Below are 12,547 nucleotides of genomic sequence, written 5' to 3'. Positions count from 1 at the left end.
TTACTGCATTTGGATAAAAACCTATTTGATTTAATCTTACAGGTGATGCCGATGTATCAATTTGTTGTGATAAAGCTGCCTGGGCAGTAAACAGCATGATAAATGTCCATACGCTTACACGCAAAGCAGTACTATGGTAAATAGATATTTTTTTCATTCAGGTTATATGAATACCGTTTATTACCCGGTAATCTGGTCAATAAATTTAAGTGTAACCTGTACAATGAGTATAATACTATTATTGCGAATTGTTTAAAAAATATAATACAAAAAAGACCTGCCCAAAATGGCAGGTCTTTTTTGTATTACTCAAATAGTTTAATCTTACAATGAAAACAACTTATACGCTAAGGCAAGGCTAAATACATTAACGCGCGTGTGCGAATTACCATCTCCATACGCGATTTTGTTTAAGCCACCCTCGTACCGTAAATCAATTGACAGGCTACTGATGTCAACACCGGCACCTACCTGGAACCCGTAATTGGCGCTTTTATAATCTAATTTTGTCGCATCGCTGGCAGCGCTACTTAAATTCTGATCTTTATTAACTGCAAATGAAAATACCGGCCCTCCATAAAAACGGCCACCTAAACCCAAAGCACCAATTTTACCACCTAATAATAAAGGTACATCTATGCTTGTAAATTTGGCTTTATTTTCGGGTTCATTAGGTGCGCTAACATTTATATTTTTACTGGTCAGATAAAGTTCCGGCTGAAAATTAAAGCCCAAACCACCTACTCTTGCCCAAACACCGGCTAAATAACCTGCACGGTTACTATTATTAAATATACCGTTTGAAGGGAAAGCAGCATAATTTAAACCTCCCTTTACACCAAATGCAAAGCTTGGTATTATTTGTGCCGACGCCACGCCGATAGTAAATAAGCAGATACTTAATGTTAAAATAATTGTTTTTTTCATAGTTTTTCTAATTGTTTTTAAGGTAAAAGATGTTTTGGATTTTTATTGATACTTGCCATAAGCAAACAAATGTCTACTAATTAGCAATATCCGGCTCATAATGTTTTACAAATTTGAAATAAAACATTATAAGCCGGATATCAAGAACTAAATCTGAAATAAAAGTATAAATTTTTTACAGAACCAGCATTATTCTTGTTTTTTTATAACGCTAACCGTCCCTGGTAATAATCAAGGATCTTGTTATAAATAAAACAGTCATAACGGGCGTTAATCAGGTTTATATTAGCCTTATCCAGGTTGTTTTTAGCAACCACAAAGTCAACTGATGTTAATACACCTGCGTTAAACCTTATTTCGGCCGTCCTGAACGATTCAGCATAGGCTTTAACCTGATCAACCAGTACATTATACCTGTTATAGGCTGATGTCATGTTCAAATAGGCTTGTTCAACATTTTGCCGTAAAACTATCTTCGTGTTTTCTTCTATATATTTAGATTCTAAAAGATCAATTTTAGCCAGTTTTACCCTGTTATGGTTTTGAAAGTAGTTTAATATTGGAATATTTAAACGAATGCCAAATTGAGTGCCGTAGTTATTTTTAAATTGATCGTAATAGCCTATATTATGATTGTCAAAGTTAGCCTGTTTCGTAAAAACAGATTGTGGACCGGTGGGTGTGTTTATAAATCCACCGGTGTTCACAATAGAAGAATCTCTTACTACAGAATTTTGTGCCGCACTTGAATAATTAGTAGATATCCCCCCAAATAATGAGATAGTAGGTGTTAGTGCACCTTTAGCCACTTTAACCCCCTTTTCGGCACCACGGCGTCTTAACTCTGCTGCTTTTACATAAGCTAATTGTTGTAAAGCAGTATTAAATATCTGGTCAGAGTTTTCATCTGTCTGTTTAGCCACATCCTGAACGCTTACCGGCTCCAGCTTTAGGTCTTTTTTATAGGGTAAATTTAAGATCTGCATCAGGTTTAGTTTTGATGCCTCAAGCGTGTTTTTAGTAGTCACTAAATTAAGTTGGTTATCGCCATAAGTACCTTTAAGGTCATACAGATCTGAAGGTAATTTATTGGCGCCTTCTTTTTCCAGGATCTCCAATCTTTCAACTTGTTTTTTTGATACATCAATCTGGTTATAAGCCTGGGCCAATAACTCGGTATTATCCAAAACCAAAAGATAAGCGGTTATCACATTAATGGTCACCTGGTCTTTTGCCTGTTGGAAATCCATTTTACCTGCCTGGTAATTTAATGATGTTTGTTTAATTGCATTTAAATTTTGCAAGCCGCTAAATAGCGTTAAATCGGCATTTAAACCGTAGTCGCCAGAAGTATATGACTGGGTTACATAACTATTGGTAAATGGATTGATACTACGTCCACTATTAATACTATGATTTACCTGGCCGTTAATAGATGGTAACAGGTTTTCTTTTGCCTGGATGTAGCCTACACGCAAGCGCTGCATATCCAATTCACTTTGCCTTACCACCAGGTTATTTTTTATAGCAATTTCAACACATTGCTTTACGGACAGCACTGAATCTGTTAGTACCTGAGTTTGAGTTTGGACCTGAGCCTGAGCTTTAATGGCAGAAAGTGCAATCAAACTAAAAAATATAAATTTAAAGTATCGCATTATTATATAATCAGAGTTGTTTTGAAGATTCGATTTTACCATCCAAAAGATTAATGATACGCGAACCGTATTCTGCATTTTTTTCGGAGTGTGTTACCTGTATAATAGTTACCCCATCTTCTTTGTTCAGCTTACGGAACAGTTCCATGATCTCCTCTCCTTGTTTAGAATTAAGGTTACCTGTAGGTTCATCGGCCAGTAAAAGTTTAGGCTTGGCAATCAGGGCACGGGCAATGCCTACCAGCTGCTGCTGCCCGCCTGATAATTGTGCCGGAAAAAGGTCTTTCTTGCCCACAATGCTAAAGCGATCAAGCATATCGGCCACCATGGCCTTGCGTTCGGTGCCCTTAAAATCCTGGTAAATAAGTGGTGTTTCAATGTTTTCATAAACGGTGAGCTCATCAATCAGGTGATAAGCCTGGAAAACAAAACCTACATATTGTTTATACAGTGCCGAGCGTTGTTTTTCTTTAAGCTGATGTACCGCGTGGCCGGCAAAATAATGATAACCGTCTGATGGTTCATCAAGCATGCCTATGATATTAAGCAATGATGATTTACCCGAACCCGATGGCCCCATGACAGAAACAAATTCGCCTTCATCAATTTCAAGGCTCAGATCGTTTAGTACAAAATTTTTAAGTCCGCTTACCTGGTAGTATTTCGAAATATGTTGGAGTGATAACATTTTTTAAATATTTGGTTTTGATTAGTATGTGTTTTTGTTTAAAAATATCAAATCATTTTGGGCAATCAAGTATCAATAATATACCAAACTTTTAATATTCTAATAATCAATACATTACATCAAACATGCAGTATAAATACTGTTCGCTTATGTAACAGGAAGCGTACGGTTATGATACAATGGAGTTTTTGAGTTATGAGTATTAAGTATTGAGTTCTAAGTAAAAAATCTTAAATCAAAAGTAAAAGTCAAAACCCTTATGCACCTGTTGGTGATAACGATTTTGACTTAGAACTTAATGCTTAAGACTATTCGCTCCGCAAGCTTTTAACAGGGTTGCTCATAGCTGCTTTTATGGCCTGAAAACTGATAGTCGCAATGGCTACCATGATAGCCAGGATACCGGCCAAAACAAATACCCACCAACTAATGTCAATGCGATAAGCAAAGTCTTGCAGCCACTTATGCATAAAGTACCATGCTAATGGCATGGCTATAAAGAAAGATGCTATAACCAGTTTCAGAAAATCAACAGAAAGCAGGTTTACAATGCCGGATACAGAAGCGCCCAAAACTTTGCGGATACCAATTTCACGCGTACGCTGCAGCGTGCTGTATGATGCAAGGCCAAGCAAACCTAAGCATGATATAAATATGGCCAGTACGGCAAAATTAAAGAACAGCTTACCAAAGCGCTGCTCRCTGCGGTATTGCCTGTCAAAAAACTCATCTAAAAAATAATAATTGTATGGCCTGTTTGGGATAAGTACCTTCCATTTATTTTCAATTTGCGCCAGTGTTGCTGATAAATTTTTAGGTGATACTTTTACCGTGATCAGGTCGAGATTGCGCAATTCGATACGCATTGTTAATGGCTTTATCACCTCTTGTAATGAGCGGAAATGAAAATCTTTCATTACACCCACTATTTTACCTTCGCGGCCCCATTGTTTAAAGCGCCTGCCTATAGCTTGCTGCGGCGAGCTATAACCAAACAATTTAACAGCAGCCTCATTGATCAGCATGGCCTGAGCGGTATCGGTACCAAAGTCGCGCGAGAAGGAACGACCGGCAACCATTTTTATTTTAAACTGGTTCACATAGTCATAATCAACAAAATAGAGATCGAGGTTAGCTATCTGCAGGTCACCTTTCTTGTTTTCAATTTCAGAGTAAGCGCCAGAGTTGCCCCCACCCGGGATACTGGAAGCCGATGCGGTTGACTTTACACCGGGCAGCAATGAAATGGCTTGTTTTAAAGCATCCTTTGCCGGGTCATCATTAGTATTGAGTACCAGCATTTGGTCTTTGCTAAAACCCAGATCGCGGTTACGCATAAAATCCATCTGGGTATAAACCACAATAGTGCCTATAATTAGTGCTATGGATATACTGAACTGGGCAACAACCAGCGTTTTACGTAAAACGTTCCCTTTGTTACTGCCAGAGAACCGTCCCTTTAAAACCATAACGGGTTTAAACGACGACAATACCAATGCCGGGTAAATACCTGCAAGCAAACCTATACCAACCGAAGTAACAAACAAAATAGTAAGGTAGTACCAGTTTGAAAAAACACCGGCACTTATGGTTTTACCTGCCAGTTGGTTAAACATAGGCAACAGCAAAGCCGAAAATATAAGCGTGAGTATAAAGGCAATTAAACAAAGCACTACCGATTCGCCTATGAACTGACTGGCCAACTGACCTCTTTCGGCACCAACTACTTTACGGATGCCGACCTCTTTAGCCCGCTCAACCGAACGCGCGGTGGTAAGATTTATAAAGTTGATACAAGCAATCAGCAAAATAAATATGGCTACTATACCAAATATGTAAACATTGCTGATGCTGCCCGTTTCCTGTCCACCCCTTTTTGAGTATAGGTAAACAGTTTTTAAAGGTTCAAGGAAAAGCGTATAAAACATCTGGCTCTTTTTCATCCCTTCCCCATCGCGGTTTTGAAGAAAAGCAGGCAGCTTTGCTTCAAGCGCCTTTTGAGTGGTGCCTGGCTTTAATAACAGGTAGGTTGTTGCACCAAAATTTCCCCATTGGTCATCTATCCCCTTATTAAACTTTTGGGTAAGGGATGTCATAGATATCACCATATCAGCCTTAATCTGCGAGTTCTCAGGAAAATCCTTCATTACACCGGTAACTATTGCCGGCACAGCATCGCCGGTAACCAGTACTGTTTGCCCCATGGGGTTTGCATTACCGAAATATTTTTTAGCGGTCGATTCAGTAAACACGATGCTGGCGGGTATTTTTAACGCGGTTTTAGGGTCGCCCTGTAATAATTTAAAATCAAAAACTTTAAAAAATGCCGAATCGGCAAACATTGACCGCTCTTCCTGGAATTTGATATTTCCTCTCCTCACCAAAAAACTTCCGCCGCTTGTTCTTACAAAAGATTCAACTTCGGGCAGGTCGGCTTTAATGTTTGGTGCAAAAGCCCAGGAAGTTATACCCGCGTTAATAGTTTCAGATGGTGTTTTTATATCCGTAACCAAACGATAAATACGATCTGCTTTGGAATGAAACTTATCATAGCTTAACTCAAAAGCAACATACATAAAAATGAAAAAGCCAGCTGTAATACCAATTGATAAGCCGGCAACGTTTATAAATGAAAAGCCACGGTGCCTCCAAAGGTTCCGTAGGGCTATTTTAAAGTAATTTTTTATCATGATAATGGTTAAACTCTAATTTCTAAAAAAAAGCTTTTTGCTTTGAGCTTTCTGACTTTAGCTTAAATCCTATTCACTTCTTAAGCTTTTTACAGGATTTTCTGTGGCGGCTTTAATTGATTGAAAACTTACTGTTGCAAAAGCTATGATCACCGAAACTCCACCGGCTATGGCAAATACCCACCAGTCTATCTCTATGCGGTACGCAAAACCCTGCAACCACTTATTCATAGCGTATAGCGCTATAGGCCAGGCTATAATATTTGCAATAAGGACAAGCTTTATAAAGTGACTTGATAATAACAATACAATGTTTTGTACTGTGGCTCCCAGTACCTTACGAACGCCAATTTCCTTTATCCTTTTTTCGGCCGAATAGGAAGCAAGTCCGAATAAGCCAAGACAGGAAATAATGATGATGAGTCCGGCTAAAATGCTAACTACAGCACTTACCTGGCTGTCTACACGATAAACCTCGCTAAAATGATCGTCCAAAAATTGATATTCAAAAGGCAGATCAGGAAGCTGCTTCATCCAGGTTGACCTGATATAGTCCATAGCCTCCGTCGCCCGGGCCCCGTTTATTTTAACTGATAGCTGGCTAAAGCCAAAATCCTTATTGTTAACCATAAAAAGGGTTTCTATTTTATAATGCAGCGAATTAAAATTAAAGTCTTTGGCAATACCGGTAATAACACCTGTGGAATCAAAACCAAAATGCTGCCCAATCAAAGCAGACATGGGCGTATTTTTATGATCTTTAAGGAGTTCTTTAGCCAAAGCCTCATTAATAATATATTCTTTACCCCGGGCCGATTTTTCCGAAGAAAAGTTTTTGCCCATTGCCAGTTTTATTTTATAAAGATCAAGATAGTCATGATCAACCACCAATAAGGTTGAGGTTAAGGTGCGCAATGGTGAGTCACCTATTCTAAACTCAACACCGGTTTGATCAAGATGGCTGCCCAATATATCTTGCGCACCAGTAACGCCTTGTACCAGTGAGCTGGTTAGTAGTTGTTGTTTTAAAACGTCATATTGAGCCGGTGATACCATATTTAACGGTATTGTAACTACCTGATCGCGATTGAAACCAGGGTCGCGCTTTTGCATGAAGCGCAATTGCTTAATAACAAAAATGGTAGCGATCATTAATATAATAGCACTTGTAAATTGGCCTACAACAAGAATGTTCCGCAACGACCCTTTGTTTTTTCCGGTCTCAACAGACCCTTTTAATACCTTAACGGGTTGAAAGGAGGACAGAAATACTGCCGGGTAAATGCCTGAAAGTATCCCGATAAATACAGCAGCTAAAAATATAAGCATGATTAGCCCAGCGTTATTCATTAATGGCAAACTTATATCGCGCTGACTAAGGTTATTTATATAAGGCAATGCAAATGCAACCAATATGGACGCAAAAATTAAGGCGATCAGGGAAAGCAATACTGTTTCGCCCAAAAATTGCAAGGCAAGCTGGAAACGCTGGGCGCCTATAGATTTACGAACCCCAACTTCCTTAGCCCGTTCTGCCGACCGTGCTGTAGAAAGATTAATAAAATTAATACAAGCGATTACCAGTACAATTAATGCAATTACACCAAAAAGATTAGTAAGTTTTTGATCGAATTTTTGAAAGTTTATATAATCCAGCCCTATATCGGCAGCATTTGCATGAACATCTTTAAGCGATAACAGGAATAATTCGTAAAATTTCCAATTATCTGCACGCATATACTTTTTTTGATAAGCTGGAAATTTCTTTTCAAGGACTTTTATATCGGTACCCGGAGCAAGTTCAAGATAAGTATTTAACCAGTTGCCTCCCCAGTTTGTGAACATTCGCGGGTTAAAAATGGTATTGAACGAAAACAAGGCATCAAATTGCAGTTGTGAATTTTTAGGAACATCAGCTAAAATTCCGGTGACCGCGTAACTTGTTGTGTCGTTGCCATAGTGTGTAATCGTTTTCCCCATAGGGTCTGCATTACCAAATATTTTTTTTGCGGTTTGCTCAGTAAGTAAAACGCTGTGAGGTTTTAACAAAGCAGTTTCTCTGTCGCCACGCAGCAGTTTAAAATCAAACATTTTTAAGAATGTCGAATCGACAAAAAATACCTGTGGCGAAAATATTTTTTTCAGCTGATAGGTAATCTGAAACTTTTGCTGCCAGCGCACTCGTGTAAAATTTTTAATTTCGGGGAATTCACTTTTTAAAGTTGGCCCCATCGGGAACATAGATAAAGCCACCTTTTGCGATGCTCCCATGCCCTCAAACTTTTGCACCTCATTTAACCTGTAAATGTTTTTTGAGTGCATGCTATCAAAGCTTTTTTCATAAAAAACAAACAACATAATAACAATGCAGGCAGCCATACCAACGGATAGGCCTACGATGTTAATAGCCGAAAAAACCTTGTTTTTCCAGATATTTCTCCAGGCAATTTTTATGTAGTTCTTTATCATGATATCTTAAATGGTAAATCCTAATTTCTAAACTCTAAATACTAAATATTACAACAAGCTTTTGGCTTTGAGCCTTTAGCCTTCGGCTTATAACCTATTCGCTTCGTAAACTCTTAACAGGATTGGCAATTGCCGCCTTAATAGCCTGGAAACTTATGGTTATTAAAGTAATAACGATGGCCGCAACTGCAGAAATGATGAAAACACCCGGGCCAATATTTATACGGTAATCATACTTCTGTAGCCAGTTTTGCAAAAAGTACAATGCAACCGGCGACGCTATTACACAACTGATGATCACCAACAGCACGAAATCTTTAGATAATAAAAACCATAACTGGCTCACTGTGGCGCCTAACACCTTACGTACACCTATTTCTTTGGTGCGCTGCTCGGCAATATAAGCTGCAAGCCCAAACAGGCCCAGGCATGATATAAAAATGGCCAGGCCTGCAAAAATACCCGATAGCTTACCTACTAATACTTCCTGGCTAAATTTGCTGTTATAATCATCGTCAACAAACCTGTAGATAAAAGGATAAGCCGGATTGTATTTAGAAAATATCTGGCTGATCTTTTCGACAGCGCTATGTGGGTTTACATTTGGAGCCAGACGATAAATAATATTATCATGCGGATATGCACTATACAAAAACATAGTAGGATCGGCTTTGGCAAAAGGCGAAGCCATTAGCGCGTCCTTTATCACTCCTATTATTTTCATCCGTTTACTGTCATGTGTAATGACCTGGCCGACGGGTTCTTTCAAACGCAAACGTTTTATAGCAGCTTCATTGAAGATAACATTTAAAGTATCTGACGGTGAATTGATAAAATCCCTACCTGTTTGCATGCGCATTCCCAAAGTTTCGAAATAACTATCTGCAACAGTTATCACCCCCATCTCCACAGTTTCACCGGCAAGCTTACCCGGCCATTGCTCAATATCATTGTGCATATTAATATCGGTGGCTGAGCTTGAAGCATTAGTCATACTTTGAACTACTCCGCTTCCAAGCAGGTCGTTTTTAAGCGCTGAATAATTTTTACCAAGATCATTATTCATATTAGAAGTTAGTAATCGATCAAAGCTGAAACCGGCCGGTCGGTTTTTGGCGTATTGTATCTGCCTGTAAATTACAACGGTACTTATAATGAGTGTTATAGAACAACTGAACTGCAATACCACTAATACCTTTCTTGATAATGATGCTGAACGCCCCACCTGAATTGTTCCCTTTAAAACTTTTACAGGATTAAATGACGATAGATAAAAAGCCGGTCTGCTGCCTGCAATAAGGGCCGTAAGTAATACACAGCCTATCATAGCCAGCCAAAAAGTTATGCTGCCGAATGGGATACGGATCATAGTACCTGTAAGCGCATTAAAAGGTTCCAAAGCTAACTGCACAAAAAGTACCGAGCACAAAAAGGATATAAAGGTGATCAATAACGACTCGGTTAAAAATTGGAAGATCAAATGTTTGCGCTGTGAACCGATGGCTTTGCGTATACCTACTTCACGTGCACGTTTCTCAGACCGGGCAGTGGTTAAGTTTATAAAATTAACACAGGCTATCAACAATACCAAAATACCAATAATGCTAAAAATGCGTACATAGTCAATAAAGCCGCCACTGGCTATGCCATTTTTATAATCGGAATATAAATGCCAATCCGGCATAGGCTGCATGATCACATCAGAATTTTTAGCGTTGGTATTGTCCTCACCCTTTTCCATATTTTTTATTTTGGGTGCTATCTGGGCATAAGTTATACCGGGTTTTAGTTTAACATATATTGAAAATCCATTATCGCCAAAACTATTATACCAGTTCTTCATCCAGGCCTGAGTTTGCTCTAAAAGGCTGAATGGTATAAGGTATTTAAATTGCAGTGATGAATTGGAAGGAATGTCCTGCACTACACCGGTGACCTTTAAATTATAGGCATTATCAACTTTAACTACTTTGTTAATCACATCCACTTTACCAAAAAGGGCAATTGCAGTAGCTTGTGTAAGCACAATAGAGTATGGGTCCTTTAACGCCGACCCAGCATTTCCCTGCAACATGGTATATTTAAACATTTTCAGGAAATCGCTACCAACCTGCGGGCCATTAAGGTAAAGTTTTTTATCGCCTACCATCAGTCCATGCGAGCCTATACCATCAGTTGGAGCTACATATTCTATTTCAGGGTAATTATTACGGAGCGCATTAGCCAGTTTAAGTGATGTAGAACTAAATGTGAGGGTTTCTCCATTACTGTTAAAATTTCGCCTTACCTGATATAAGCGGTCTGAGTCTGGCAAAAACCTATCATACGAAAACTCATTATTAACCCATAGCGCAATTAGTAATGCTACAGCCATCCCGGCCGCCAACCCCAGTATGTTAATGGCGCTATAAACTTTATTATTGATTATGTTGCGCCAGGCTATTTTGAAATAATTCTTGATCATACATTTAAAACTCTAMACCTAATTTCTAAATATTAAAAGCTTTCGGCTTTGAGCCTTAAGCCATGGGCTTTTAATCTTATTCGCTTCTTAAACTTTTAACCGGATTGGCCAGTGCTGCAATAATGGAGCGATAACCCACCGTGATAGAAGCAATAATAAATGTTAATAATATGGACGCCAGAAAAATACCGGGGCCAATGGTTATACGATATTTAAAATCCTGCAGGTAATTGGTCATTGCCCACCAGGCCAATGGGGCGGCAATTACAAACGCGATCAATAATAACTTAGTAAACTCCTTGCCAAAAAGCCATAAAACGTGCTGTATATTGGCGCCCAATACTTTGCGCACACCAATTTCTTTTGTTTTACGCACAGCCATAAATGATACTAAGCCATACAGGCCTAAACAGCCTATTACAATGGCAATACCTGCAAATGCCTCGATAAGGGTAAGCAAAATATTATCCATCTCATAAAACTTGTTAATGCTATCATCCAGGAACTGGTATGAATAAAGTTCTTCAGGAAAAGTTTCATTCCAGATCTTTTCGAATGYAGCCAACGACGTTTTGGCATTGTGCATATTGATCTTAACAGCACAGGTTGAATATCCTCCATAATTAGGCATAATGCACACCGGCGAAATTTCACCATGGAATGAATAATTATAAAAGTCTTTAACTACACCCACTATTGGTGCCGTTGTTGATTTCCCGTTTATACTCAACATTTTGCCAATAACATCCTTCGGTTTCAGGTTAAGTTTTTTCACAAAGGTTTCATTCACTACAAACTCCCTTGTTGAATCGGCAGGAAAAAAGTTCCTGCCGGCCACCAGTTTTAAGCCAAACGTGGCAATGTAATTTTCATCGGCTGTTTTGGTATTAATACCCCAGTGCTCTTCCTCGGCCCGGTGATTAAAATTAACACCGGTAGTATTATTTGATTGCGATGCAGGCGGCCTGTAACAATAGGAAACTTTTTCAACCCCCTGCACTTCGTTTATGCGGTTACGCATGGTGTTCAGTTTTACCTTATCGTTTTGCGGTACAGGCAGCAACACTATCGCATCTTTATTAAATCCAAGATCGGCCGTTTGTGAATAATGCAATTGTGATACAATAATAATGGTGCCTATAATTAAGATCTGCGAAATAGAGAACTGGGTTACAACCAGTATCCGGCGTAAAGAAAACCCACCTATATGTTTTTGCGAAAGTTTACTTTTAAGTGCCAGGATGGGTTGAAACCTTGCAAGCACCAGGCCCGGATATGAACCCGACAGAAAGATCACTATAATACTAATAAGAATTACAAAAACCGATAGCTGTCCTTTGTTAAACACCATTTCTGATTGGAACAAATGATTTATGGCGGGTAGGGCGATGTATGATAAACCAATGGCTACAATAACCGCCACAATTGTAATTAAAGCAGTTTCGGCAATAAACTGCCAAAAAAGCTGGTAAGGCAAACTGCCCAGTACTTTACGGATTCCAACCTCTTTTGACCGGTTAAGAGCTTGTGCAGTAGCCAGGTTTACAAAGTTTACGCAGGCGGTTATGATTAGGAATATGCCTATAAAAAATAATGCCCATAGATATTTTTTGTCAGCATAGCCATCTAATTCTGCATTAAAGTGCATATC

General features: G+C 38.9%; 7 protein-coding genes. All 7 read right to left on the bottom strand.

What is annotated here, in order from left to right; translation table 11 throughout:
- Positions 1 to 324: 324 nt before the first annotated feature.
- Complete coding sequence (locus tag AC1DRQ_RS25900) at positions 325 to 927, bottom strand: porin family protein (protein ID WP_477428177.1); 603 nt, start codon at positions 925 to 927, stop codon at positions 325 to 327.
- 203 nt (positions 928 to 1,130) lie between these two features.
- Complete coding sequence (locus AC1DRQ_RS25895; RefSeq protein WP_477428175.1) at positions 1,131 to 2,555, bottom strand: TolC family protein; 1,425 nt, start codon at positions 2,553 to 2,555, stop codon at positions 1,131 to 1,133.
- Positions 2,556 to 2,595: 40 nt separating this feature from the next.
- Positions 2,596 to 3,273 carry an ABC transporter ATP-binding protein gene (locus AC1DRQ_RS25890; protein WP_429392255.1) on the bottom strand — a complete coding sequence of 226 codons (678 nt, stop codon included), beginning with the start codon at positions 3,271 to 3,273 and terminating at the stop codon, positions 2,596 to 2,598.
- A 308-nt stretch (positions 3,274 to 3,581) separates the two neighbouring features.
- A complete protein-coding gene (locus AC1DRQ_RS25885; protein ID WP_477428172.1) occupies positions 3,582 to 5,963 on the bottom strand; it encodes an ABC transporter permease in 2,382 nt (793 codons plus the stop codon).
- Positions 5,964 to 6,032: 69 nt separating this feature from the next.
- A complete protein-coding gene (locus AC1DRQ_RS25880; RefSeq protein WP_477428170.1) occupies positions 6,033 to 8,432 on the bottom strand; it encodes an ABC transporter permease in 2,400 nt (799 codons plus the stop codon).
- A gap of 94 nt (positions 8,433 to 8,526) precedes the next feature.
- Positions 8,527 to 10,896 (bottom strand): ABC transporter permease, encoded by a 2,370-nt coding sequence (locus AC1DRQ_RS25875; RefSeq protein ID WP_477428168.1) that lies wholly within the window; start codon positions 10,894 to 10,896, stop codon positions 8,527 to 8,529.
- Positions 10,897 to 10,972: 76 nt separating this feature from the next.
- On the bottom strand, positions 10,973 to 12,547 hold a 1,575-nt coding region (locus AC1DRQ_RS25870), incomplete at its 5' end, for an FtsX-like permease family protein (protein WP_477428166.1).

Source organism: Mucilaginibacter sp. P4_E8 (genome assembly GCF_056401495.1).
The sequence above is the reverse complement of the archived record's forward strand: the minus strand, read 5'-3'. Positions and strand labels throughout refer to the sequence as shown.

What these genes read in the sequence shown, in the direction of transcription:
- AC1DRQ_RS25900 (WP_477428177.1), bottom strand. Translation starts at nt 927, where the DNA reads ATGAAAAAAACAATTATTTTAACATTAAGTATCTGCTTATTTACTATC.
- AC1DRQ_RS25880 (WP_477428170.1), bottom strand. Translation starts at nt 8,432, where the DNA reads ATGATAAAGAACTACATAAAAATTGCCTGGAGAAATATCTGGAAAAAC.
- AC1DRQ_RS25890 (WP_429392255.1), bottom strand. Translation starts at nt 3,273, where the DNA reads ATGTTATCACTCCAACATATTTCGAAATACTACCAGGTAAGCGGACTT.
- AC1DRQ_RS25875 (WP_477428168.1), bottom strand. Translation starts at nt 10,896, where the DNA reads ATGATCAAGAATTATTTCAAAATAGCCTGGCGCAACATAATCAATAAT.